The organism is Streptomyces sp. NPDC059788 (assembly GCF_042732265.1).
Lineage (GTDB): Bacteria > Actinomycetota > Actinomycetes > Streptomycetales > Streptomycetaceae > Streptomyces.
In genome coordinates this window covers 143,725-166,809 of the sequence record NZ_JBHWHY010000008.1, presented here as the reverse complement: position 1 = coordinate 166,809, position 23,085 = coordinate 143,725, and the positions used below count along the sequence as shown (strand labels likewise).

Annotated in this window: 21 protein-coding genes; 12 read left to right on the top strand and 9 right to left on the bottom strand. The window is 72.3% G+C overall.

Features of this window, described 5'->3' with window-relative positions; genetic code table 11:
- Positions 1 to 4 precede the first annotated feature (4 nt).
- Positions 5 to 1,204 carry a MarP family serine protease gene (locus ACFV57_RS09835; RefSeq protein WP_385228063.1) on the top strand — a complete coding sequence of 400 codons (1,200 nt, stop codon included), beginning with the start codon at positions 5 to 7 and terminating at the stop codon, positions 1,202 to 1,204.
- A 510-nt stretch (positions 1,205 to 1,714) separates the two neighbouring features.
- On the opposite strand, the gene ACFV57_RS09830 is transcribed toward ACFV57_RS09835, so the two are convergent.
- The 4 genes from ACFV57_RS09830 to acs form a co-directional block, all read right to left on the bottom strand.
- The gene (locus ACFV57_RS09830) at positions 1,715 to 2,641 is read right to left on the bottom strand and encodes an alpha/beta fold hydrolase (RefSeq protein WP_385227959.1); all 927 of its coding nucleotides are present in this window, start codon (positions 2,639 to 2,641) and stop codon (positions 1,715 to 1,717) included.
- Positions 2,638 to 3,096 carry a phage holin family protein gene (locus ACFV57_RS09825; protein ID WP_385227956.1) on the bottom strand — a complete coding sequence of 153 codons (459 nt, stop codon included), beginning with the start codon at positions 3,094 to 3,096 and terminating at the stop codon, positions 2,638 to 2,640. Before ACFV57_RS09825 ends, ACFV57_RS09830 begins: the two co-directional genes overlap by 4 nt.
- A 44-nt stretch (positions 3,097 to 3,140) precedes the next feature.
- A complete protein-coding gene (gene nhaA, locus ACFV57_RS09820) occupies positions 3,141 to 4,493 on the bottom strand; it encodes a Na+/H+ antiporter NhaA (RefSeq protein ID WP_385227953.1) in 1,353 nt (450 codons plus the stop codon).
- A gap of 346 nt (positions 4,494 to 4,839) precedes the next feature.
- Positions 4,840 to 6,804, bottom strand: a complete 1,965-nt coding sequence (gene acs, locus ACFV57_RS09815) for an acetate--CoA ligase (protein ID WP_385227950.1) — start codon at positions 6,802 to 6,804, stop codon at positions 4,840 to 4,842.
- A gap of 303 nt (positions 6,805 to 7,107) precedes the next feature.
- On the opposite strand from acs, the gene ACFV57_RS09810 reads away from it, so the two are divergent.
- Complete coding sequence (locus tag ACFV57_RS09810) at positions 7,108 to 7,731, top strand: LysE family translocator (protein ID WP_385227947.1); 624 nt, start codon at positions 7,108 to 7,110, stop codon at positions 7,729 to 7,731.
- A 30-nt stretch (positions 7,732 to 7,761) separates the two neighbouring features.
- On the opposite strand, the gene ACFV57_RS09805 is transcribed toward ACFV57_RS09810, so the two are convergent.
- The 3 genes from ACFV57_RS09805 to ACFV57_RS09795 form a co-directional block, all read right to left on the bottom strand.
- Positions 7,762 to 8,640: an SDR family NAD(P)-dependent oxidoreductase gene (locus ACFV57_RS09805; protein ID WP_385227944.1), complete on the bottom strand. Its 879-nt coding sequence runs from the start codon at positions 8,638 to 8,640 to the stop codon at positions 7,762 to 7,764.
- On the bottom strand, positions 8,637 to 9,107 hold the full coding sequence (locus ACFV57_RS09800) for a MarR family winged helix-turn-helix transcriptional regulator (RefSeq protein ID WP_385227941.1): 471 nt from the start codon (positions 9,105 to 9,107) through the stop codon (positions 8,637 to 8,639). Before ACFV57_RS09800 ends, ACFV57_RS09805 begins: the two co-directional genes overlap by 4 nt.
- Before the next feature lie 71 nt (positions 9,108 to 9,178).
- On the bottom strand, positions 9,179 to 11,485 hold the full coding sequence (locus tag ACFV57_RS09795) for a bifunctional SulP family inorganic anion transporter/carbonic anhydrase (protein ID WP_385227938.1): 2,307 nt from the start codon (positions 11,483 to 11,485) through the stop codon (positions 9,179 to 9,181).
- A gap of 328 nt (positions 11,486 to 11,813) precedes the next feature.
- Here ACFV57_RS09795 and ACFV57_RS09790 point away from each other — a divergent pair, with 328 nt between their 5' ends.
- Positions 11,814 to 13,103 carry a hypothetical protein gene (locus ACFV57_RS09790; protein WP_385227935.1) on the top strand — a complete coding sequence of 430 codons (1,290 nt, stop codon included), beginning with the start codon at positions 11,814 to 11,816 and terminating at the stop codon, positions 13,101 to 13,103.
- 124 nt (positions 13,104 to 13,227) lie between these two features.
- Here ACFV57_RS09790 and ACFV57_RS09785 read toward each other — a convergent pair whose 3' ends face one another.
- Positions 13,228 to 14,214 carry an ATP-binding protein gene (locus tag ACFV57_RS09785; protein WP_385227932.1) on the bottom strand — a complete coding sequence of 329 codons (987 nt, stop codon included), beginning with the start codon at positions 14,212 to 14,214 and terminating at the stop codon, positions 13,228 to 13,230.
- A gap of 110 nt (positions 14,215 to 14,324) precedes the next feature.
- Here ACFV57_RS09785 and ACFV57_RS09780 point away from each other — a divergent pair, with 110 nt between their 5' ends.
- Positions 14,325 to 15,146 (top strand): oxidoreductase, encoded by an 822-nt coding sequence (locus ACFV57_RS09780; protein ID WP_385227929.1) that lies wholly within the window; start codon positions 14,325 to 14,327, stop codon positions 15,144 to 15,146.
- Between the two features lie 371 nt (positions 15,147 to 15,517).
- Here the strand turns inward: ACFV57_RS09780 and ACFV57_RS09775 are convergent, their stop codons facing one another.
- The gene (locus tag ACFV57_RS09775) at positions 15,518 to 16,402 is read right to left on the bottom strand and encodes an HAD family hydrolase (protein WP_385227926.1); all 885 of its coding nucleotides are present in this window, start codon (positions 16,400 to 16,402) and stop codon (positions 15,518 to 15,520) included.
- Positions 16,403 to 16,850: 448 nt separating this feature from the next.
- Here ACFV57_RS09775 and ssd point away from each other — a divergent pair, with 448 nt between their 5' ends.
- The 8 genes from ssd to ACFV57_RS09735 all read left to right on the top strand — a co-directional run bounded on the left by ssd (position 16,851) and on the right by ACFV57_RS09735 (position 22,943).
- On the top strand, positions 16,851 to 18,011 hold the full coding sequence (gene ssd, locus ACFV57_RS09770) for a septum site-determining protein Ssd (RefSeq protein ID WP_385227923.1): 1,161 nt from the start codon (positions 16,851 to 16,853) through the stop codon (positions 18,009 to 18,011).
- A 167-nt stretch (positions 18,012 to 18,178) separates the two neighbouring features.
- Positions 18,179 to 19,339, top strand: a complete 1,161-nt coding sequence (locus ACFV57_RS09765; RefSeq protein ID WP_385228060.1) for a TadA family conjugal transfer-associated ATPase — start codon at positions 18,179 to 18,181, stop codon at positions 19,337 to 19,339.
- Entirely contained in the window at positions 19,332 to 20,447 is a 1,116-nt protein-coding gene (locus ACFV57_RS09760; RefSeq protein ID WP_385227920.1) for a type II secretion system F family protein, read from the top strand. Before ACFV57_RS09765 ends, ACFV57_RS09760 begins: the two co-directional genes overlap by 8 nt.
- Positions 20,448 to 20,829: 382 nt before the next feature.
- Positions 20,830 to 21,393: a type II secretion system F family protein gene (locus ACFV57_RS09755; RefSeq protein WP_385227917.1), complete on the top strand. Its 564-nt coding sequence runs from the start codon at positions 20,830 to 20,832 to the stop codon at positions 21,391 to 21,393.
- A gap of 43 nt (positions 21,394 to 21,436) precedes the next feature.
- Positions 21,437 to 21,778, top strand: a complete 342-nt coding sequence (locus ACFV57_RS09750) for a DUF4244 domain-containing protein (RefSeq protein WP_385227914.1) — start codon at positions 21,437 to 21,439, stop codon at positions 21,776 to 21,778.
- The gene (locus tag ACFV57_RS09745; RefSeq protein ID WP_385227911.1) at positions 21,771 to 22,127 is read left to right on the top strand and encodes a TadE family type IV pilus minor pilin; all 357 of its coding nucleotides are present in this window, start codon (positions 21,771 to 21,773) and stop codon (positions 22,125 to 22,127) included. The genes ACFV57_RS09750 and ACFV57_RS09745 overlap by 8 nt, the downstream gene beginning before the upstream one ends.
- Complete coding sequence (locus ACFV57_RS09740; RefSeq protein ID WP_385227908.1) at positions 22,099 to 22,494, top strand: Rv3654c family TadE-like protein; 396 nt, start codon at positions 22,099 to 22,101, stop codon at positions 22,492 to 22,494. The genes ACFV57_RS09745 and ACFV57_RS09740 overlap by 29 nt, the downstream gene beginning before the upstream one ends.
- Before the next feature lie 143 nt (positions 22,495 to 22,637).
- Complete coding sequence (locus ACFV57_RS09735) at positions 22,638 to 22,943, top strand: cupin domain-containing protein (RefSeq protein WP_385227905.1); 306 nt, start codon at positions 22,638 to 22,640, stop codon at positions 22,941 to 22,943.
- The last annotated feature ends 142 nt before the right edge of the window (positions 22,944 to 23,085 follow it).

Sequence of the window (23,085 nt, the reverse complement as noted above, 5' to 3'; positions counted from 1 at the left end):
GGGCGTGAACGTGCTGGACATCGTGTTGCTGCTCGCGGCCGTGTGGTTCGCCGTCGTCGGCTACCGCCAGGGTTTCGTCGTCGGCATCCTGTCCGTGATCGGCTTCCTCGGAGGCGGCCTGGTCGCGGTCTACCTGCTGCCCGTGATCTGGAACGAGATCACCGACGACGCCACACCGGGCACCTTCGCCACGATCGCGGCGGTCGCCATCGTGATCGTGTGCGCCTCGGTGGGGCAGGCGCTGACCACCCATCTGGGCAACAAGCTGCGCCGCTACATCACCTGGTCGCCGGCGCGCGCCCTGGACGCCACCGGCGGCGCGCTGGTCAACGTCCTGGCGATGCTGTTGGTCGCCTGGCTCATCGGCTCCATGCTGGCCCGCACCTCGCTGCCGACGCTCGGCAAGGAGGTCCGCAACTCCAAGGTGCTGCTCGGCGTCTCCCAGGTGATGCCGCAGGAGGCGAGCAACTGGTTCAAGGACTTCTCCTCGGTCCTCGCGCAGAACGGCTTCCCGCAGGTCTTCACGCCGTTCTCGAACGAGCCGATCCACGCGGTGCCGGCCCCCGACCCCGAGCTGGCCAGGAGCCCGGTCGCGGCCCAGGCGCGCAAGAGCATCGTGAAGATAGTCGGTACGGCCCCGAGCTGCGGCAAGGTCCTCGAAGGCAGCGGCTTCGTCTTCGCGCCGCACCGGGTCATGACCAACGCGCACGTGGTCGGCGGCGTCAGGGAACCGACCGTCCAGGTGGGCGGCGAAGGCCGCACGTACGACGCGAACGTCGTCCTGTACGACTGGGAGCGCGACATCGCGGTGCTCGACGTGCCGTCACTGTCCGCGCCCGCGCTGCGCTTCGCACCGGACGACGCGGACAGCGGCAAGGGCGCCATCGTCGCCGGCTTCCCGGAGAACGGCGGCTACGACGTCCGCGCGGCCCGCATCCGCAGCCGTATCCAGCCCTCGGGGCCGGACATCTACCACCGCGGCACGGTCCGCCGTGATGTCTACTCCCTGTACGCCACGGTCCGGCAGGGCAACTCCGGCGGCCCGCTGCTCACGCCGAACGGCGAGGTGTACGGAGTGATCTTCGCCAAGTCCCTGGACGACACCAACACCGGCTACGCGCTGACCGCCGCCGAGATCCGCGAGGACGTCACCAAGGGGCGGACGGCCCAGCGGCCGGTGGACAGCCAGGGGTGCGCGATGTGACGGGTCACCGGGCCGGACGGGGCCGGGCGGGGAGCCGGACGCCCGCGCCCCGGCCCGGGGCTCCGGCGGGGGTCAGGTCCGTGGATGCTTCAGGCGCGCGGTCATCCAGCGCGCCCGGCGGCGCAGGATGCGCGGAATGCCCAGCGGGTGGGCGAGGTCGGGGGACCCACCGGACACAAGGTCCGAGGAACCCCTCTCCTGAGTGCCCACTGCAGCGGCGCTGCTGCGGCGGTTGCGTGCCACGTCACGGTAGTCGTGCGTCCAGCCCATACCCACGACTCTGCCCGTGCCCCGGCTTCCGTAACCGCCCGGCGGGCCGTCAATTGGCCTATGCGGGCGGCAATTGGCTGTTCGTCATACGTGCGTTCGGATCAGTTCGGCGTGTCGCCCCGCCGGGCGCTCCCGCCCCATGGCCACCGACCTGGAACGATGGCTTCCGCCCTGCGTCCGGCGGCCTGGAACGGTGGCTTCCGCCCCGCGATCACCGGCCCCGAACCACCGCCTTCGGCCCTACCGGTCCGGCTCCGGGTCCTTCAGCCAGTTGATCAGCTCGGCGGAGAACGCCACCGGGTCCTCCTCGTGCGGGAAGTGCCCGAGCCCGTCGAAGAGCCGCCAGCGGTACGGGGCCTCCACGTACTCGCCGGAGCCGGCCGCGCTGCGGGTGCGCATCACCGGGTCGAGCGAGCCGTGCAGATGCAGCGTCGGCACTCGTACGGGCCACTTCATGCGCCGGTTGAACTGGATGCCGTCCGGCCGGGCCATCGACCGCACCATCCAGCGGTACGGCTCGATCGCGCAGTGCGCGGTCGAGGGGATGCTCATCGCCCGCCGGTAGACCTCGACGTCCTCGTCCTCGGGCAGCCGCGGCCCGGACCAGTCCCGGATCAGCCGCCCCACCAGGGCGGCGTCGTCCGCCACCAGCCGGCGTTCGGGCAGCCACGGCCGCTGGAAGTTCCAGACGTAGGAGCTCTGCCGGCTCTGCTTGAAGTCGGCGAGCATGGCCGCGCGCCAGCGCCGCGGGTGCGGCATGGAGGACACCGCCAGCCGCCGTACGAGCTTGGGCCGCATCACCGCGGCGGTCCACGCCAGGTAGCCGCCGAGGTCGTGCCCGACGATGGCGGCGTCCGGCTCGCCGAGGGACCGTACGACGCCCGTGATGTCCAGGGCGAGGTTGGCCGGGTCGTAGCCGCGGGGCGTGCGGTCGCTGCCGCCCACGCCCCGCAGGTCCATCGCCACCGCCCGGAACCCCGCGCCGGCGAGCGCCGGGAGCTGATGGCGCCACGTCCACCAGAACTGCGGGAAGCCGTGCAGCAACAGCACCAGCGGCCCGTCACCCATCTCGGTGATGTGGAAACGGGCGCCGTTGGCCGCCACGTCCCGATGGGTCCAGGGCCCGTCGGGACGTACGACCGAGTCGGAACTGTCGGGAGCCGTCATACGGAGGAGCGTGTCACAGACTCCAGGACCGGGTGGTCCTCGGGAACCGCGCGCGGATGCGGCTTGACGTTCTGCAGTACGGCGGCCGTCTCCTTGGCCGAAGTGATGGTCTTCTCCGGCTTCTTGATCTTCTTGATCTTGCTGACCGCCACCAGGACCAGCAGCAGGGCGACGACCAGGAAGGCACCGCCGACGATCAGGAAGGACCAGGCGAGGCCGAGGCCGAGGTTGTGGATGCCGTAGGCGGCCGCGAAGCTCAGTACGGGCAGCGCGAAGAGCGCCAGCGCGCCGGCCACGAGGAACGCGGCACTGCCGATGCCGGCCCGCTTGGCGTCCTGCCGCAGCTCGGCCTTGGCCAGTGCGATTTCGTCGTGCACCAGCGCGGACATCTCGGCGGTGGCCGTGGCCACCAGCTGCCCGAGGCTGCGGTCCGCGCCGTCGTCGGCTGTGCTCATCGACGTCTCCCTCTTGTCTTCTCCCGGATGCAAAGCCTCTCAGATCATGCCGGACCATCGTCCCCGGCGTCGGCGCCGGAGGCCACTTCGGCAAGGCGGCGGTGTTCCGCGGCCTTCGCTTCGAGGATCTTCGCCATCCGCAGGTGGTACTCCGGATTGCCCAGTTCGTACACGTCCGGGATGCCGTCCTGGTCCTCGTCGCGGTCCTCGTCCTCGCAGAGTCCGCGGTACTTGGCGTTACGTATCTTCAGCAGGATTCCGGACAGCACCGCGGCGATCAGCGAGCCCATCAGCACGGCGGCCTTGATCTCGTCGGTCAGCAGCGGGTCGTCGGTGAAGGCCAGTTCGCCGATGAGCAGGGAGACCGTGAAGCCGATGCCGGCGAGCGAGGCGACGGCGAAGAGGTCCGGCCACTTCAGGTCGGGGTTCAGCTCCGCCTTGGTGAAGCGGGCCGCGCACCACGTACCGCCGAAGATGCCGACGGCCTTGCCGACGACCAGGCCGAGCACGACGCCCAGCGTCTCCGGCTTGGTGAAGACGTCGTGCAGCGCGCTGCCGGAGACCGACACCCCCGCCGAGAAGAGGGCGAACAGCGGCACCGCGAGACCGGCCGAGACGGGCCGCACCAAGTGCTCGATGTGCTCACCGGGCGACTGCTCCTCGCCGTCGCGGCGGTGGCAGCGCAGCATCAGGCCCATGGCGACGCCCGCGATCGTGGCGTGCACGCCGCTGTTGTACATCAGGCCCCAGATGACCAGGGCGAGCGGTACGTAGATGTACCAGCCGCGTACGCCCTTGCGCAGCAGCAGGTAGAAGACGACGAGGCCGGCGACGGCGAAGCCGAGTGCCAGGAAGTTGAGCTGCGAGGTGAAGAAGACCGCGATGATCAGGATCGCGAAGAGGTCGTCGACGACGGCGAGGGTGAGCAGGAAGGCGCGCAGCGCGGACGGCAGCGAGGTGCCGATGACGGCGAGGACGGCCAGCGCGAAGGCGATGTCGGTGGCGGTCGGCACCGCCCAGCCGTCGGTCGAGCCGCCGCCGACGGTGTTGACCACGAAGTAGACCAGCGCGGGCATCACCATGCCGCAGAGCGCGGCGATCACCGGGAGCGCGGCCTTCTTGGGCTCGCGCAGGTCGCCCGCGACCAGCTCACGCTTGAGTTCGATGCCGGCGACGAAGAAGAAGACGGCGAGCAGGCCGTCGGCCGCCCAGTGCTGGACGGACAGGTCCAGGCCGATGGAGCCGATGCCGAGGTGGAAGCCCCGTACGGACTCGTAGCTTGCACCCAGGGTGTTGGCCCAGACGAGGGCCACGACTGCGGCGATCAGCAGGAGGACGCCGCCGACGGTCTCGGCGCGCAGGGCATCCGCGATGAAGTTCCGCTCGGGAAGGGACATCCGCCCGAGGAATATGGATCGGCGGTTGTGGGGCGCGCTCACGCGAAGACCTCCGGTGTTTCGGCAGCTGGATACGGCTGTTGCAGTTGCCGACCAGACTTCCCGGCGCACCTTTGGTATTTGTCGCGTTCTTGACGCGATCCCTACTGTACCTGGGCTACGAAGGGAACATTCCGGCGATCTTCACCTTACGGGCATATGGTGCGATCGGCCGCCCGGCGAGGAGTGCGGGGCGCCCGGAACAGGCGAAGGGCACCCGGCCGGTCTGCGGACGGGTGCCCCTCGCGGTGCTGGTCACTCATCGGCACGTGCGTTCGAACGCGCGGTGCCGACCGCGACCGCCCGGTCAGTCCTCGCTGGCCGCGGCGGGCAGCTTGGCCTGGATGAGGTCCATGACGCCGGAGTCCGTCAGCGTCGAGACGTCGCCCAGGTCGCGGTTCTCGGCGACATCGCGCAGCAGCCGGCGCATGATCTTGCCGGAACGGGTCTTCGGCAGCTCGGCCACCGGCAGCACACGCTTGGGCTTGGCGATCGGGCCCAGCTGCTTGCCGACGTGCGCCCGCAGCTCCTCCACCAGGCCCTCGTCCTCCGCCGCGGTGCCGCGCAGGATGACGAAGGCGCAGATCGACTGGGTCGTCTGCGGGTCGGTCGCGCCGACGACCGCGGCCTCGGCGACCTTCGGGTGCGAGACCAGCGCGGACTCGACCTCGGTGGTGGAGATGTTGTGGCCGGACACCAGCATCACGTCGTCCACCCGGCCGAGCAGCCAGATGTCGCCGTCCTCGTCCTTCTTCGCGCCGTCGCCCGCGAAGTACTTGTCCTGGAAGCGGGACCAGTACGTGTCCAGGTAGCGCTGGTCGTCGCCCCAGATCGTCCGCAGCATGGACGGCCACGGCTCGGTCAGGACCAGATAGCCGCCGCCACCGTTCGGCACCTCGTGGGCCTCGTCGTCCACGACGGTGGCCGCGATGCCGGGCAGCGGGCGCTGCGCCGAGCCGGGCTTGGTCTCCGTGACACCGGGCAGCGGGCTGAGCATCATGCCGCCGGTCTCCGTCTGCCACCAGGTGTCGACGATCGGGGCCAGGTCGGCGCCGATGTGCTTGCGGTACCACATCCACGCCTCCGGGTTGATGGGCTCGCCCACCGAACCGAGGACCCGCAGCGAGGACAGGTCGAACTTCGCGGGGATGTCGTCGCCCCACTTCATGCAGGCGCGGATCGCGGTGGGCGCGGTGTAGAGGATCGTCACGCCGTACTTCTGCACGATCTCCCACCAGCGGCCCTGGTGCGGCGTGTCCGGCGTGCCCTCGTAGAGGACCTCGGTCGCGCCGTTGGCCAGCGGGCCGTAGGTGATGTACGAGTGGCCGGTCACCCAGCCGACGTCGGCGGTGCACCAGTAGACGTCGGTCTCCGGCTTGAGGTCGAAGACGGCGTGGTGGGTGTACGCCACCTGGGTGAGGTAGCCGCCGGTGGTGTGCAGGATGCCCTTGGGCTTACCGGTGGTGCCGGAGGTGTAGAGGATGAACAGCGGGTGCTCGGCGTCGAACGCCTGCGGGATGTGGGTCTCGCTCTGCCGCCCGACGACCTCGTGCCACCACACGTCGCGGCCCTCGGTCCAGGCCACGTCCTCCTGGCCCGTACGGCGTACGACCAGGACGCTGCGCACGTTCTCCGTACCGGGCCTGGTCAGCGCCTCGTCGACGGCGGGCTTGAGGGCGGAGGGCTTGCCGCGGCGGTAGCCGCCGTCCGCGGTGATCACCACGCGGGCGTCGGCGTCGTTGATACGGGTCGCCAGCGCGTCGGCGGAGAAGCCGCCGAAGACGACCGAGTGCGGCGCGCCCAGGCGGGCGCAGGCCAGCATGGCGATGACGGCCTCGGGAATCATCGGCAGGTAGATCGCGACCCGGTCGCCGGCCTCGACACCCAGCTCGGTCAGCGCGTTGGCGGCCTGGGAGACCTCGCGCTGCAGCTCGGCGTAGGTGATGGAGCGGGCGTCGCCCGGCTCGCCCTCGAAGTGGATGGCGACGCGGTCGCCGAGTCCGTTCTCCACGTGGCGGTCCACGCAGTTGTACGCGACGTTGAGCTTGCCGTCGGCGAACCACTTGGCGAACGGCGGGTTGGACCAGTCGAGTGTCTCGGTGGGCTCGGTCGCCCAGGTCAGACGCTTGGCCTGGGTGGCCCAGAAGCCCAGCCGGTCCGCCGTGGCCTGTTCGTACGCCGCTGCGGTGACGTTGGCGTTCGCGGCCAGATCGGCGGGCGGCGCGAACCGCCGCTCCTCCTTCAAAAGGTTGGCCAGGCTTTCGTTGCTCACGTCATCTCCCAATCCCAGGGCGTGCGATGTGTCCCGGGCCATAGCTCATCAGCCCACCACCCGCCCTGACAAGGGTTGCCGTCAAAAATTGGTGTAGACCTTTATTGATGTGCAGGTCAAGTGCTATTTACGGGCGGGTTTACGGGGGCTTGGAGGGGGGTGAAGAAGGGGCCTCGGGCTGACGGCGGGGCACGGTCCCGTCAGGGGTCCGAGGCGGGACCCATGGACGCGCCACGGAAAGCGGCACGTCCGGCGAAGGCCGTCCACGCGGCATCGCGCGGTCCTGTTGCCTAGGCTTGTCGTGTGCAGTGGCAGCAGATACTCGGCTTCGCGGCCGCGGTCATCCCCCTCACCTTGATTCCCGGCACCAGCTTCACCCTTGTCACGCAGCGAGTCATCGCCGGCTCGCGCACCGACGGCATACTCGTCACCTTCGGCTCGGCGTTCGGGCTCCTGTGCCACGCGATGTTCGCGGCGGTGGGCCTGTCGGCACTGGTCATGTCGTCGGCGCAGGCGCTGACGGCGGTGAAGCTCCTGGGCGGCGTCTATCTCGTCTGGCTGGGCGTCACCACGTGGCGCTCGGCGCGTCGCGGCGCCGATGCCGAGGTACGGACGCGAGCGCGCCTGCCGTGGGCCAGGCTCGGCGGTTTCGGGCAGGGCCTGTGGTCCAACGTCCTCAATCCGAAGGCGGCCTCGGTCTACCTCACCCTCGTACCGCAGTTCCTCACGTCCGACCGCCCCGTCGCGCTACAGATCGGGGCGCTCGCGGTCGTGCATGTGGCCGTCGTCGTCGTGTGGCTGCTGTTCTGGACGTCTGTGATCGCCGCCGCGCGCACGGCGATCGACACGCCCCGGTTCCGGCGCGGGATGAGCCGTCTGGCGGGGGCCGGGCTGGTTGCCTTCGGGGTCCGGAGCAGTGCGACTTGAGGGGATTTGAACGGGCTTGAGAGGGGAGGCCTACTGCCGCAGCGGCTCGATCCCCAGTAGGCGGGCGGTCTTCTCGTAGACCGTGTGGGCGAGTTCGTCGTCCTGGGCCAGGCGGGAGGGGGTGTCCGGCTCGGACTTGCTGAAGAAGCCGCCGCTGGGCCGCGGTGCGGGGGAGGCCGTGGCCAGCCGGACAGGAGTCTGCACGCCGGCGTCCGGGGAGATGGCGAACGGCTTGAACAGCGGGGCGGTCAGCCGCATCAGCCCGCCGGCGTTGCGGTTGATGGCGGTGCCCTTCACCATCCCGGGATCGGCGTTGTAGGCGCTCATGCCGTCGGGCAGGCGCCGCGCGAGTTCCCGGGTGGCCAGGAGGCTGACGAGTTTGCTGGTCGCGTAGACGTTGATCTGGTGGTAGAAGCGGCTGTTCCACGACCTGCCGGCGACGTCGGGATCGCTGGTGTCGAGTTTGCCGCGCTTCTCCACGTACGTCGACAAGTTGATGATCCTGGCGTTGGGGGCGAGCGCTCCGTCGGCCAGGAGGGCGTGCGTGAGCAGGAACGGCGCGTGGTGGTTGAGGGCGTAGGTCCGCTCGGCGCCGTCCGCGGTCTGCTCGTAGCGAGGGAACGCGGCCCCGGCGTTGTTGATGAGTACGTCTACGGAGACGGCGTCCGAAGCGAGCCTCTCCGCCAGGTCGCGGACCTGCGACCACTGCTCCAGGTCGGCGGCGTATGTCCTGGGGGCATCCCGGCTGTCGGGGGCGAGGCCGCGCAGGCTGTCGGCCGCTGCGGCGGTGCGCGCGGCGTCCCGGCCGACGAGGACGACTCTCTGCCCGGCCTCGACGAGGTGACGTGCCGTCACCAGGCCCAGCCCCGAGCTGCCGCCGGTGATCACGGTGGTTGCCGCGGTACTCATCGCCGGCCCTCGCCGTGGTCGTCCTCGCCGGCGGGGGCCTCGGTCGTCTCGGTCCCGTCGGTCACCTCGCGCAGCAGTGCGTGCAGGCGCAGCCTGCTTGCGCGGTCGAGGCGGGCGAAGGGCGAGTGGCCGGCGCTGTGCCGGATGACGCGGTCGCGCAGCGCGCACCCCTCGTCGGTGAGCTGGATGACCTTCGCCCGGCGGTCGGTGGGGTGCGGCACTCGGCGTACCAGGCCGCGTTTCTCCAGCCGGTCGATCATCGACGTGGCCGTCGACGCGTCGCACTGCAGCCGGTCGGCCAGCCGGCGTGCGGTCATCTCCTGCTCCCGGCTCAGCCGCCACAGCACGTCGGTCTGCGTGTCCGTCAGCCCGACCTCGCGCGCCAGGTCCCGCAACTCGGCGTGCACCTGGGTGCGGATGGCGAACAGGGAGTCGATCAGCTCTTCGTTGAGGCGTGCGTCGTCCATGGCCGCACAGTACTTGGAATGTCCAATTATTGGAAGTTCCAAATATGTGCGCGCTCCGGCCATCGGTCCCGCTACGACGTGACCGCCGCCTCGGGGCGCACCGCGCCGAATCGTCCCGTCGTCCGGTCGAGTACATACGCCTGCGCCTCGGCCACGTGGAAGTACATGCCGTGCAGGGTGAGGGCGCCCTCGGCGACGCGGTGGGCCACGCAGGGGTACGACATCAGGTGGTCGAGCTGCTGGACGACGTTGACGAGGGCGAGCCGTTCCACGTCGTCGGCCACCGGGCGGTCGGCGAGTGCCACCTCGCCCCGGCCCAGACGGCCGATCCGCTGCATACGGGCCAGGCTCGGACGGCCGTGCCGCAGCCAGCGCGCGAGCGGGGTCTGCGCGCCCGGCTCGTGGTCCGAGCCGAGCAGCGCCTGCATCGCGCCGCACCCCGAATGCCCGCAGACGGTCAGCGAGCCGACCTTCAGCACCTCGACCGCGTACTCGATGGCCGCGCCCACCGAGTCGCAGGTGTGGTCGGTGCCGGGCGGCGGCATCAGATTGCCGACGTTGCGGACGGTGAACAGGTCGCCCGGCCCGCTTGCGGTGATCATGCTGGTGACCAGGCGGGAGTCGGCGCACGTCAGAAAGAGCTGGGTGGGCCGCTGGCCTTCGAGGGCCAGCCGCGCCAGCTCGTCCCGTACGAGCGGTGCCGTGTGACGCTGGAACGCGGTCACCCCGCCCAGCAGTTGGCTGCCGCTGGACCGCGGCGCCGCCGCGGCCCCCTGGGGCGGGCGGGTGCAGTGGTGGTTGCGCCACGGGGTCCACGGCCGGCAGTGGTGGGCGCTCGCGGGCTCCGCGATCGGGCGTCCGGCGCGCCCGCCGAGGCTCACCCAGCCGCCGCCCGCACGGTGCGCGTCGGACCAGACCCGCAGGGCCTCGTACGCGGCGTGGTCCATGAACGAGCCGCCCAGCTCGACGACCGTGTCGGCACCGGCGGGCACCTGGGCGAGGGCCCGGGTCAGCCGCGGCACCGCGAGGAAGGTCAACTGGCCGTTGACACGCACCCGGTGGCGGCCGTTCTCGGCGGCGACCGTGACCCGGGTGTGGGTCAGCCGGCGCAGCGACAGGAAGACCGTGACCCCGATGCCGAGGGCCACGCCCTGGAGGACGCCGAAGAGGACCACGCCGCCCAAGGTGGCCGCGTAGACCGGGAACTCGCGGTGCCGCTGCACGTGCCGGATGTGCGCGAAGCTCACCATCCGTACGCCGACGACCATGACCAGCGCGGCGAGTGCGGCCAGCGGGATCAGCTCCAGGGTGCTGGCGAGCAGGCCGGCGCAGAGCACCACCCATGCGCCGTGCAGCACGGTGGCGCGCCGGGTGGCGGCGCCCGCCCGTACGTTCGCCGAGCCGCGCATCGCGCCGCCGGCCACTGGGAGGCCGCCCAGGAGGCCGGACACCACGTTGGCGACGCCCTGGCCCGCCAGCTCGCGGTTCAGGTTCGTACGGGGCGCGGGTGCGGGCGCCAGGTGGTCGGCGGCGAGGCGGTCGACGGCGACCGCCGACAGCAGCGACTCCATGCCGGCGACGAGGGTGACGGTCAGGACGGCCGCGGCGAGCGCCAGAACCGGCCCGTCCGGGAGGGCGGGCAGGGCCGGTGGCGCCCAGTCGGGCAGCGATACGCGGGGCACCGGGACGGCCGCGCTCACGGCCGTGGCGGCGGCCACGGCGGCCAGCGGCGCCGGTACCGTCCGCAGCAGCCGGCCGACCCGGCCGGGCAGCCGCCGCCAGCCGACGAGCACCGCGACCGTGACGGCGCCGATGAGCAGGGCGGCGACGTGCGGGTGCGCCAACTGGCCGGGCAGTGCGGCGACGTTGTCGACCGCCGAGCTGTCGGGGCTGCCGCCGAGCGCCACGTGCAGCTGCCCGACGGCGATCGTGACGCCGATGCCCGCGAGCATGGCGTGCACGATCGCGGGGCTGATCGCGAGCGCGCCCCGGGCCACCCGTACGGCCCCGAGGACCAGTTGGGCGACGCCTGCGAGGACCGTGACGGCGCAGGTGGCCCGCCATCCGTACCGCTGCACCAGCTCCGCCGTGACCACGAGCAGACTCGTCGCCGCTCCGCTGACCTGGAGGGGCGCGCCGCCGAGCAGCCCGGCCACGATGCCGCCGACGGCCGCGGCGACCAGGCCCGCCTGGAGGGGCGCGCCGGTGGCCAGGGCGAGGCCGAGCGAGAGCGGTACGGCGATCAGGAAGACGACGAGCGAGGCGGACAGGTCGCCGCGCCAGGCGGCGGCCTGTCCGCCGCTGCCGTTGGACGGCAGGGGCTGCTGCGGGGGGCCTGGCGATACCGGCGGGCCCGGCGGTTTCTCCAGCTGCGACATTCCCGTCTCCTCCGGGGCGGCGCGGTCGCGCGGGGCGCGATCGTGGGCGGCGGTGTACTGCGGCGGGACGCGAGCCGGCCGACCGGGGTCACGTTTGGTGACTGATCGGTGACTCTCAAGCATCGGTAAACGAAGCGTAATAACGCGTAAAGGTACAGAGGAGCCTTTTCGGGCATTCGGCTCAATCATTCCGTCTTTTGAGTGAATGTGGCGACGAGTCGCTTGTCCTTTTCACCCCACTTCATGGCTTATGCGAGCTTAAAAACGGTTAATCAGTTTTTTCGAATTCTCCGTTCCGCAGTTCGCAGCTCAGGGAGTGAGGTGGCTGATGGCAGCCGCATCGAGGGTCTCGGCCGGATTGGTCACGACGATGGCGCTGGCGGCGGTCGCCGGCTGCGCCGGGGACGACGGGGCCGGACCGAACGGCGCCCAAGGGGGGCAGGCGGCGCCGCAGCGCACCGCCCGGCAGGTCAAGCTCATCGGCGACGGCTCGACCGCGTACACCGGGGCCCAGCCGATGCAGCCGAGGGCCGAGCGCCTCCGGCCGGGCGAGCGGCCGCCGCAGTTCGTGGTGTTCTCCTGGGACGGCGCCGGCGAGGACAGCCAGAAGCTGTTCTCCCACTTCCGGGCGGTCGGCAAGAAGTACGACGCCCGGATGACGTACTTCCTCAGCGGCGTCTATCTGCTCCCGGGCAACAGGAAAGAGGCCTACCATCCGCCCAAGCACACCCCCGGCGCCTCCGACATCGGCTTCAACGACGTCAAGGGCGTACGGGACACCGTGGAGCAGATCCGCGGCGCCTGGATGGACGGCAACGAGATCGGCACGCACTTCAACGGCCACTTCTGCGGTGCCGACGGCGGCGTGGGCACCTGGTCGCCGGAGGAGTGGAAGAGCGAGATCCAGCAGGCCGAGACGTTCGTCAAGACCTGGAAGACGCACACCGGCCTGAAGACCGAGAAGCCGCTGCCGTTCGACTACAGCAAGGAACTCGTCGGCGGCCGCGCCCCCTGCCTCGAAGGGCAGCGCAACCTGATCCCTGCCGCCAAGGCGATGGGCTTCCGCTACGACTCCAGCTCCGTCGGCGGCCGGCAGCTGTGGCCCCGGCAGATCGACGGCGTCTGGGACTTCCCCCTCCAGCAGATCCCGGTCCCCGGCCGGGCCTTCGAGACGCTCTCGATGGACTACAACTTCCTCGCCAACCAGTCCGGTACGACCAAGGGCGACCCGGCGATGCACGCCACCTGGGGCAAGCAGATGCGGGATGGTCTCGTCGCCGCGTTCGACCGTGCGGAGAAGGGCAACCGGGCGCCGCTCTTCGTCGGCAACCACTTCGAGTCCTGGAACGGCGGCACGTACATGCGCGCCGTCGAGGACTCCATCAAGACCATCTGCCCCCGTAAGGGCGTGCGCTGCGTGAGCTTCAAGCAGCTGGCCGACTGGCTCGACGCGCAGGACCCGCAGGTGGTGGAGAAGCTGCGCGGGCTGCCGGTGGGCGGGGCACCGAAGGGCGGCTGGGGGAACTACCTGACCGCGCCCTCCGCGAAGCCCGGCGCACCGGACGGGCCCGCCGGCTCGGCCAGCCCGGCCAAGCCGGTACGGAGGGACGCGGAGTAGCGGGGAGGCGCGCCTGAGGGCCGCACGCCGGGGCTCCGGGGCCGGGTTGCCGGGGCGGCGGCCCTCAGGGCCTCTGGCCGTGCTCCAGCCCGGTGCCGCCGGGCCCTTGCCGCCCGGTCGCGCGTCAGGCGGGCTGCGGGGCCCCCGCGGGCTCGGCGAGGACGAAGGCGGGGTCGACCTGGGCCGCCAGGTCGGCGCCCGTCTTCGCGTTCGCCCAGCTCTCCGCGTTCTTCAGGTGGAAGTGCACCATCTGGCGGGTGTAGCGCTCCCAGTCGCGCTGCTCGTACGTTTCGTCGGCCGCGGCGTGCAGCTCCTTCAGGGCCTGCCGGTTGTCGGCCTCCAGCAGGTCGAAGCGGCGCGGGCGGCCCTTCTCCATGGCCCGTACCCACGCGGAGTCCCCCACCGTCAGCAGCAGGTCCTCGCCCACCTCGTCGGCCAGGAAGGCGACGTCGTCCGGGCCCTGCACCTTGTTGCCGACGACCTTGAGGGCGATGCCGTAGTCGCGCGCGTAGTCCTTGTACTGGCGGTAGACCGCGATGCCCTTACGGGTCGGCTCGGCGACCAGGAAGGTCAGGTCGAAGCGGGTGAACATCCCGGAGGCGAAGGAGTCAGAACCGGCCGTCATGTCGACGACGACGTACTCCTCGCGGCCGTCCACGAGGTGGTTCAGACACAGCTCGACCGCGCCGACCTTGGAGTGGTAGCAGGCCACCCCCAGGTCGGACTCGGCGAACGGGCCGGTCGTCATCAGGCGCACCGTTTCGCCCTCCAGGGGCACGGGCCGGGCGCACGCCGCGTACACCGGATTGTCCTCGACGACCCGCAGCAGCCGGGAGCCGTCGCCGGGCGGCGTCGTCTTGATCATCGTCTCGGCGGAGGCGATACGCGGATTGGTGCCGCGCAGATAGTCCTTGACCAGCGGCAGCCGGGCGCCGAGCGCCGGCAGGGCGGCGGCCTCCGTCTCGTCCATACCGAGAGCGGTGGCCAGGTGCTGGTTGATGTCGGCGTCCACCGCGATCACGGGGACGCGGGCGGCGGCGAGGTGGCGGATGAACAGGGAGGACAGCGTGGTCTTTCCACTACCGCCCTTCCCCACGAACGCGATCTTCATGTTCACGAAGGGTAATCGCGGAGTTGCCTTGGGTGAGAGGTTCGGGTGAAGAAGACCACTCCTTCGAGGGGCAGGGCCTTGCGGTGGGCGGGGTGCGTAGGGTCGTACCCATGAGTACGACAGCCGATCCGCTCGCGACCCTGGCCTCGCTCCCGGGGGTCGCCGACTCCGTGGACTCCGTACGCAAGAGCGTGGACCGGGTCTACGGGCACCGGATCATGCGGCGGCGCAGCAACGAGGTCACCTCCGAGGCGGCGCTGCGCGGGGCGCGTGCCTCCGCCGCGCTGGCCGGTGCCGAATGGGCGCTGGAGGAGGTGCGGCGGCGTTCCGACTTCGGCGTCGAGGGCGAGCCGCGGACGGTCGGCGCGGCACTGCGGCTGACCGCCGAGGCCGGGCAACTGCTCAGTGTGTGGCGGCAGTCGCCGCTGCGGGTGCTGGCGCGGCTGCACCTGGTGGCGGCGGGCGGCGGCGCCCAGCAGGAGTCGGTCGGCAGGCCGCGGCTGGCGGGCGAGCCGGTCGACGAGCCCCTGGTGGAGCTGGCGCTGCCGGACGCCGACGAGGTGGCCGGGCGGCTGGACGGGCTGGCGCGGCTGCTGCTGGCGGGCAGCGAGGCGCCGGCTCCGGTCGTGGCCGCCGTGGTGCACGGCGAGCTGCTGGCGCTGCGGCCCTTCGGGTCGTACAACGGGCTGGTGGCGCGGGCTGCCGAGCGCATCGTGCTGGTCGGCGGCGGGCTGGACCCGAAGTCGGTCTGCCCGGCGGAGGTCGGCCACGCGGAACAGGACCGGGCCGCGTACGTGGCGGCGCTGGAGGGCTATGTGTCCGGCACCCCGGCGGGCATGGCGGCGTGGATCGCGCACTGCGGCCGGTCCGTGGAGCTGGGGGCGCGGGAGAGCACGGCGGTGTGCGAGGCGATGCAGCGCGGAGCGGCGTGAGGGGCTGAGACGGCTTCCCGGGCGCCGTTTCGCGCCTGCGGGCCCGAGCGCGCCTTGCGGACGCCCCGAACAAAGGGTTGCGGCGGTACCCAGTCCTTCCGGTACCGCCGCTGGCACGTCGACCGGGTTACCAAAGCGCGCTCCGTATGTGCCGATCAGGTCGGAGAACTTGGTCCGTTACCTGGTGCGGCTGGCCCGTAATCGACGGGTCGGCGTCGCGTGGGTGCCCGGTTTCCGTGCTTCGGTCCGTGGGGCCTTGCTGCGTAGAAGGTCTTCCTCTCGGATGTCCTCGGTCTCGCGGGCCGTTACGTCCTTTGTACTCCTGGCGCGAGGGAAGCGGAACCCCTCACCACAGTTCTTTACTTTTCGCTTCAAACTCGGGTGATACGGGCAAAAACCGGGCGCCGCCGGCTCGCGTACCAGACCAGGCCCGCGGTCGCGGCGGCCGCGCCCACGGCGGCCAGCGCGCCGAGCACCGGACGCGACGGCATCGCCAGGGACGGCAGCCGCTGCTTGAGCTGGACGGGCCGGGTGAAGGACAGGACCGGCCAGCCCCGGCTCGTGGCCTCGCGCCGCAGCGCGCGGTCCGGATTGACGGCGTACGGGTGGCCGACCGCTTCGAGCATCGGCACGTCGGTCGCCGAGTCGCTGTAGGCGTAGCAGCGCGCCAGGTCGTAGCCCTCGGAGGCGGCGAGGTCCCGTACCGCCTGCGCCTTGGTCGGGCCGTAGGCGTAGTACTCCACCTCGCCGGTGAAGCGGCCGTCCGCGCCGACGACCATACGGGTGGCCACCACGCGGTCGGCGCCGAGCAGCCGGCCGATCGGCTCGACGACCTCGGCGCCCGAGGTGGAGACGATCACGACGTCGCGGCCCGCGGTGTGGTGCTCCTCGATGAGCGAGGCGGCCTCGTCGTAGATGAGCGGGTCGATCAGCTCGTGCAGGGTCTCCGCGATGATCTCCCGGACCTGGGCCACGTCCCAGCCCCGGCAGAGCGCCGACAGGTAGGCGCGCATCCGCTCCATCTGGTCGTGGTCGGCGCCGCCGGCGAGAAAGACGAACTGGGCGTAGGCGGTGCGCAGTACGGCCCGGCGATTGATCAGGCCGCCTTGGTAGAACGACTTGCTGAAGGTCAGCGTGCTCGACTTAGCAATGACTGTCTTGTCCAGGTCGAAGAACGCCGCTGTGCGGGGTGTCGAGTGAGTCGCCGAGTGGGGCACGGAGTGGTTTTCCACGAGGCGAGCATAGGCGCCCACCATTCGGCGTAAGGTGTGGCGCGTGGGTTTGCCTGAGAAGGCTCTCGGGTACACCATGGAAGTCACGGATCGTTCGCGACCGTGCTAACCCGGCCCGACTCCTCCCCCCCCGAGTCGGCCGTGGGGACGACCCCCGCTCTCCCCCCCGGCGGGGGTCGTCGCATGTCCGGACGCGTTTTTGGCCGTCCGAGGCGGATCGGCCGCTTCCCCTTCGCTGCTCGCGCGCGGCTTGCTGACATCCGCCCTACGTCACGCAGGGTAGCCGTAGCGCTGCGCTAAGGGAGCCCCCAAGGTCGCCGGTATAGGTGACTGGGATATTCACAGGCATTGAGTTGTCCACAGTTTTGGACCAAGATCCACGGGATTTTCCGGATCGCTGCACGGTGAAACTCCGCGAGTTCGCGGATGTGTGAGTTGTGTAGCGATAGGGGGACGGAACGTGGCCGGACGTATGGCTTCCGATCAATCGCCGAGGCCCGCCGAAGGGCGCGGCGGACCACTGATCATCACCGAGGACGACGACCTCCTCGACGACCTTCTGAGACTGTGCGCGGCGGCCGGGGCGACGCCCGAAGTGGCCCACGGCGCCGCCCGGGGCCGGGGCCCGGGCTGGGCGTCGGCGCCCCTGGTGATCGTCGGTGCCGACAGCGCGCCCTGGCTGTGCGGCGCGGGCCGCAGGGACGGGGTGGTGCTCGTCGCCCGGGGCGCGGACGACCGGCAGCTGTGGCGGCTGGCCGTCGCCGTCGGGGCGGAACGGGTGCTGGTGCTCCCCGGCGGCGAGAGCTGGCTCGCCGACCGGATCGCGGACGCGGTGGAGGGCGTCGGGCCGGCGGCCGTGACGGTGGGGGTGATCGGTGGCAGCGGCGGCGCCGGCGCGAGCACTCTCGCGTGCGCCCTGGCCGTGACGGCGGCCCGCGACCGCAGACGAACCATTTTGGTCGACGCGGACCCGCTGGGCGGCGGCCTGGACGTACTGCTGGGCGGCGAGAAGGAGGAGGGGCTGCGCTGGCCCGCCTTCGCCGAGTCGCGCGGCCGGGTGGGCGGCGGTGCCCTGGAGGAGTCGCTGCCCCGGCTGCACTCCCTGCGCGTACTGAGCTGGGACCGCGGTGACGCGGTGGCGATCCCGCCGCAGGCGATGCGCGCGGTCATGGCGGCGGCGCGCAGACGGGGCGGCGCCGTGGTGGTGGACCTGCCCCGGCGGCTGGACGAGGCGGTCGTGGAAGCCCTCGCGCAGATCGACGTCGGGCTGCTGGTCGTCCCCGCCGAGCTGAGGGCGGTCGCGGCGGCCCGCCGCGTGGCGGGACTCGTCCGTACGGTCCTGCCGGACGTACGGGTGGTGACGCGCACCGGCCCCGGCGCGGGTACCGGCCGGGCCGCGGAGCTGGCACCCGAAGAGATCGCCCGTTTGCTGGGCCTCCCGCTGGCCGGAGAGCTGGCCTGGGAGCCCGGCCTCCCGGACGCCCTGGCCCGGGGCGCGCCTCCCGGGGCGAACGCCCGAGGCCCGCTGCGGCACTTCGGCGCGGCTTTCTGGGAGCGGGTGCTGCCGCGGGGCGGGGAGGCGGACGGCGGGCTTGTGGGGCGCGGTGAGGGTGCGGGAGGTGGGCTCGGATGAGGGGAGATGTGCGGGCTGGGGGGCGAGGTGGGGTTGGGGTCGGGCCCTGGGGCGGGCCTGGGGCTGGGCTTGGGTCCGGTTCTGGGGCTGGGGCTGAGGTTGGGGGCTCGTTGGGGCAGGGACCGCGTCCGGGTGGCGGGCAGGCTGTGTGGGGCAGCGGTACGGGCATCGGGGACGGGCTGCTGGAGGCGGTGCGCGGGCGGCTGGCGCGTACGGGCGCGGAACCGACGCCCGCCGGGGTGGCGATGGCGCTGCGCGCCGAGGGCCGCCTGCTCGGTGACGCGGAGGTGCTGGGCGTCGTGTCCGCCCTGCGGTCGGAGCTGGTCGGCAGCGGCCCCCTCGAACCGCTCATCGCCGAGCCGGAGGTGACCGACGTCCTGGTCACCGCACCGGACGAGGTGTGGGTGGACCGTGGCGGCGGCCTGGAGCGCACGGCCGTACGGTTCGCCGACGAGGCCGCGGTGCGCCGGCTCGCCCAGCGGCTGGCATCGGTGGCCGGGCGGCGGCTGGACGACGCCCGGCCCTGGGTGGATGCCCGACTGCCGGACGGGACGCGCTTGCACGCCGTACTGCCCCCGGTGGCGGTCGCGGGCACCTGCCTGTCGCTGCGCGTCCTGCGCCCCCGGGCCTTCGCCCTGGCGGAGCTGGTCGCGGCGGGGACGGTGCCACCGGACGGCGACCGCCTGCTGCGGGCCGTGCTGGACGCCCGGCTGTCCTTCCTGATCAGTGGTGGTACGGGTTCCGGGAAGACGACCTTGCTCAGCTCGCTGCTGGGCCTGGTCGGCCCGGCCGAACGGCTCGTACTGGCCGAGGACTCCGCCGAGCTGAGACCGGATCACCCCCATGTCGTTCGGCTGGAGGCCCGGCCCGCGAATCAGGAGGGTGTCGGCCGCGTCACCCTGCGGGATCTGGTGCGGCAGGCGCTGCGGATGCGACCGGACCGGCTGGTGGTCGGGGAGGTGCGCGGCGCCGAGGTCACGGACCTGCTGGCGGCGCTCAACACGGGGCATGAGGGCGGCTGCGGGACCGTCCATGCGAACGCCGCGTGCGACGTTCCGGCGCGGCTGGAGGCTCTCGGTTCGACGGCGGGGCTCGACCGGGCGGCGCTGCACAGCCAGTTGGCGGCCGCGCTGTCGGTGGTGCTGCATCTCGTGCGGGACCGGAGCGGGCGGCGGCGACTGACGCAGGTGGACGTGCTGGAGCGGGATCGGCACGGCTTCGTGGTGACCGTACCGGCCGCGGTGTGGGCGCCGGACGGCTTCCAAGAGGCAGCCGGGTGGCCGCGGTTGATGGGGCTGTGCGAGCGGGGGAGGGCGCGGGATGAGTGACGTCGGCGCGACAGCGGTGGCGACGGTGCCGGTGTGCGCGGCAGTGCTGTGCGCGGGGGCTGCGGTGTGGCTCTCCGGCGGGCGGGGCGGCAACGCGCGCCGGGCGCGGCTGTTGTTCGTGGAGGGCGAGCAGGCGGGGCCGGAGATTCGGGACCGGGGGCGGGAGCCTGCCCGGCCGGACGGTGAAGCCGGAGAGCTGCGCCTTCGGCGGATGCCGCAACAGGCGGCCCATTGGGCCACGTGGGCCGCTTGGACCGTGTACCGGGCTGTGTGCCGGGCCGGCCGAGGCAGCGGCGGCAGCAGAAGGGGCAAAGGGGGTGGGGATGCGCGCTTCCCGCAAGAGCTGTGGTGTCTGCCGGGCGGCATCGCCCTCGGTGTGATGGGTGGATCGGTGGTGCCCGTGGTGGCCGCCGTGGTGGCGCTGTTCCTGGTGCGGCGATGGCTCCGGGCCCGTGAGCGGGTACGGGAGCGGGAGCGCCGGGGCGCGGCCGTGATCGAGCTCTGCGAGGCGGTGGCGGGTGAGCTGCGGGCGGGTCGGCAGCCCGGCCAGGCGCTCGTGGCGGCCGGAGCCCCGGGCTTCGGCGAGGCGGGCGCGGCAGTGGTGGCGGCGGCCCGGTTCGGCGGGGAGGTGCCACCGGCCCTGCGGGCGGCGGCGCGGCTGCCGGGGGCGGAGGGGCTGGCCGGTGTGGCGGCGTGCTGGCAGGCCGCCGTCGACGGCGGAGCCGGTCTGGCCGCCGGGCTGGAACGGATCGCGACCGGCCTTCGAGCCCGGCGAGATCAACGGAACGATCTGCGGGCGGAGTTGGCGGGCCCGCGGGCGACGGCCGTGATGCTCGCGCTGCTTCCGGCCGGAGGGCTCGCGATAGGCAGCGCCCTCGGCGCCGACCCGCTCCGGGTGTTGCTGCACACCCCCGCCGGATGGGCGTGCCTGCTGGTCGGCGGCCTGCTGGAGTGGGGCGGCGTCGCGTGGACGGCTCGCATCATCGCAGCCGCGGAGGGAGAGGTCGCGAAAGGGGGCGCAGTGAAAGGGGACGTAGCGGAAGGGGACGTAGCGGCAGGGGACGTTGCCGAGGGAGACGTCAGGGAGGGAGGCCGTTATGTCCGTTGATGCCGCCCAGGTTGCCGCACGAGAAGTTATCCACACCCTGGGGATTGTTTTCTTGGTTCTGGCCACCGGGCTGTGCGCGATGGCCGCCGTCCGGGAAGCCCGCGGCGTACGGACCGCGCGGCGGCGGGCACGGGCGGTCCTGGCGGACGGGACCGGACACTCGGGGCCTGACGGCGCACGCCAGTGCTCGGCATCGGCGCTGACACCGGCATCGGCACGGACACCGGCAACGACACCGGGACCGGCACTGGCGCCGGGGCCGGTGTCGGCTCCGGGTTCGAAGCGGGAGGAGAGGCGGAAACGGGCGGGGCGACGGGGGCGGGGGCAACGATGGGCCGGGTTGGTCCGGGAACGGTCGGGGGCCGCCGTGGTGGCGGTGTGCGTGGCCATTCTCGTCGGCGGGGTGACCGGGGGCGTACTGGGACTCGCCGTGGCGTACGGCGCCGGTCGGTGGCAGCGCCGCGCGAGAACCCGGGCGGCGCGGCAGGCGGCCGAGCACGAGCTGCGTGCGGCGCTGGCACCGGCCGCGGACCTGCTGGCCGCTTGTCTGGCGGCGGGGGCCGGCCCGCGGGAGTCCGCCGAAGCGGTCGGACGCTCGCTCGGCGGAACGGTCGGCGAACGCCTGCGGCGCGTGGCCGCCGAACTCCGCCTGGGTGGTGACCCGGCGGCGTCATGGACGCGATTCGGCTCGCTCCCGGGCGCTCGGGGGCTGGCCCGCTGCCTGGAGCGGGCGGGCATATCGGGGGTCCCGGCCGTGGAGGGCGTGTCCCGGATCGCGGAGGAGCTGCGTGCGCAGGCGCAGCGCTCGTCGGCGGAACGGGCCCGCCGGGCAGGGGTGTTGGTCACGCTCCCGCTGGCGGCGTGCTTCCTCCCCGCCTTCCTGGCGCTCGGCGTCGTACCGGTCCTGATCGGACTGGCGGAGGGGCTTCTGGCGTCACGCAACTGACTCAAGATCCACACCAACACCTGTGAGGTATGAGGGGGAAGTGATGTTCGTACGACGGTGGTTGAGGCGATGCGGCGCGGTCTGGCGGGCCGGGGCGAAGTGCGGGGCCGGGGCGAAGCACAGGGCCAGGGTGAAGACGGTGGCGATCCGGCAGCGGGCCGGGGCGCTCCGCGGCGGGCCCGCAGCGGACCGGGGTAGGGGTCGGGGCACAGGCCGGGTCGCGGACCGGGCGCCGGGCGACCGGGGCATGACCACGGCGGAGTACGCGCTGGGGACGCTGGCGGCGTGCGCGGCCGCGGCGATGCTCTACAAGGTGATGTCGGGCGACGCGATGGAGGCGGCGGTGCGCTCGCTGATCGGGAAGGCCCTCGGCGTCCATGTCTGACGACGACCGCGACCGGGGGTACGTGACGGCGGAAGCGGCCCTGGTGATTCCGGCGCTGGTCCTGTTCACCGGGCTGCTCTTGTGGGGCCTGATGGCCGCCTGCGCGCAGATCCAGTGCGTGGACGCGGCCCGGGCCGGGGCCCGCGCGGCGGCCCGGTCGGAGCCGTCGGCGGCCGTCGACGCCGTGGCACGCGGCGCCGCGCCCCGCGGCGCGCGGGTGGCGCTGACGAGGGAGGGCGACCTGATGCGCGTACGGGTCGAGGCGCCGTCACCCGGCCTCGGCCCGCTGACGCTGACTCTCCGAGGGGAGGCGACGGCTCTTGCGGAGGAAACGGTGGGGCGGCGATGAGGGCTCGGCCACGGTGTGGGCGGTGTTCGCGGCGATGGCGCTCTGCACGGTGTTCGCGGTGGTGATCGCCATGGCCCAGGTGGTCGTGGCGCGCCACCGGGCGGGAGGCGCGGCTGACTTGGCGGCACTGGCGGCGGCGGACCACGCGCTCCGGGGCGCGACGGCCGCCTGCGGGTCCGCCCGACGGGTGGCGGCCGCCCAGGACGCGCAGTTGGTGCGCTGCGCCGTACGGGGCGACATCGCCGACGTCACGGCTCGTGCCCGTACCGGCCCGTTCGCCTCGGACATCCGCGCCCGCGCGGGCCCGTCGGCGGAGGAGGGCCGGAGCGTCGAGCCGATACCCGAACCGGGCGGCACGGCCCGGTGACCGACACCGACGCACCCGCCCGGGAGGTTTTGCCGAACGGTCGACCAGCCGACGTCCCAGCTCGGATAGCGTCCCGACATCCACTGATCGCGATGTGCGGGTTCCTTCGGGCAAGACCGGAGGGGTCCGCCGGGAGGCGTGCCATGAGTCTGATCGACGTACGGGCAACGGCGGCTGGTCTGCTGGCGGCTTGGAGCTCCCGTTCCCTGGGGCGGGTGGGCGCTGCCTGCGTGAAGGTGCTGCGCATGGACGAGTTGGCGGGGGAGGAGGAGGCCCACGGGGCGGTCGAGGCGCTGTTCGTGCTCGACGGCAGATTGGAACTGGCGGTGGGCGGTGTTGCCGTGTCGGTGCGGCAGGGCGAAATGTACCTGGTCCCGGCTGGTGTGACCCACGCGGTCCGCGCGGGGAGTCACGGCACCTTGATGATCTTCGAGGAGGGAGGGTGGTGAGGAGGAAGGAGGCCGGGCGGAGGCCGAAGGAAGCCGAGCGGAGGCCGAAGAGAGCCGAGCGGAGGCCGAAGAGAGCCGGATGAGGCTGGGCGAGCTGGGCGACGACCTGTGCGAGCAGGGCGAGCTGAGCGGGAGGAGGTGA

Coding starts and splice junctions, on each gene's coding strand:
- ACFV57_RS09830 (WP_385227959.1), bottom strand. CDS start 2,641: ATGACGGCTCCCGACAGTTCCGACTCGGTCGTACGTCCCGACGGGCCC.
- ACFV57_RS09825 (WP_385227956.1), bottom strand. CDS start 3,096: ATGAGCACAGCCGACGACGGCGCGGACCGCAGCCTCGGGCAGCTGGTG.
- nhaA (WP_385227953.1), bottom strand. CDS start 4,493: ATGTCCCTTCCCGAGCGGAACTTCATCGCGGATGCCCTGCGCGCCGAG.
- ACFV57_RS09805 (WP_385227944.1), bottom strand. CDS start 8,640: ATGAGTACCGCGGCAACCACCGTGATCACCGGCGGCAGCTCGGGGCTG.
- ACFV57_RS09800 (WP_385227941.1), bottom strand. CDS start 9,107: ATGGACGACGCACGCCTCAACGAAGAGCTGATCGACTCCCTGTTCGCC.
- ACFV57_RS09795 (WP_385227938.1), bottom strand. CDS start 11,485: ATGTCGCAGCTGGAGAAACCGCCGGGCCCGCCGGTATCGCCAGGCCCC.
- ACFV57_RS09790 (WP_385227935.1), top strand. CDS start 11,814: ATGGCAGCCGCATCGAGGGTCTCGGCCGGATTGGTCACGACGATGGCG.
- ACFV57_RS09785 (WP_385227932.1), bottom strand. CDS start 14,214: ATGAAGATCGCGTTCGTGGGGAAGGGCGGTAGTGGAAAGACCACGCTG.
- ACFV57_RS09780 (WP_385227929.1), top strand. CDS start 14,325: ATGAGTACGACAGCCGATCCGCTCGCGACCCTGGCCTCGCTCCCGGGG.
- ACFV57_RS09775 (WP_385227926.1), bottom strand. CDS start 16,402: ATGGTGGGCGCCTATGCTCGCCTCGTGGAAAACCACTCCGTGCCCCAC.
- ssd (WP_385227923.1), top strand. CDS start 16,851: ATGGCTTCCGATCAATCGCCGAGGCCCGCCGAAGGGCGCGGCGGACCA.
- ACFV57_RS09760 (WP_385227920.1), top strand. CDS start 19,332: ATGAGTGACGTCGGCGCGACAGCGGTGGCGACGGTGCCGGTGTGCGCG.
- ACFV57_RS09750 (WP_385227914.1), top strand. CDS start 21,437: ATGTTCGTACGACGGTGGTTGAGGCGATGCGGCGCGGTCTGGCGGGCC.
- ACFV57_RS09745 (WP_385227911.1), top strand. CDS start 21,771: ATGTCTGACGACGACCGCGACCGGGGGTACGTGACGGCGGAAGCGGCC.
- ACFV57_RS09735 (WP_385227905.1), top strand. CDS start 22,638: ATGAGTCTGATCGACGTACGGGCAACGGCGGCTGGTCTGCTGGCGGCT.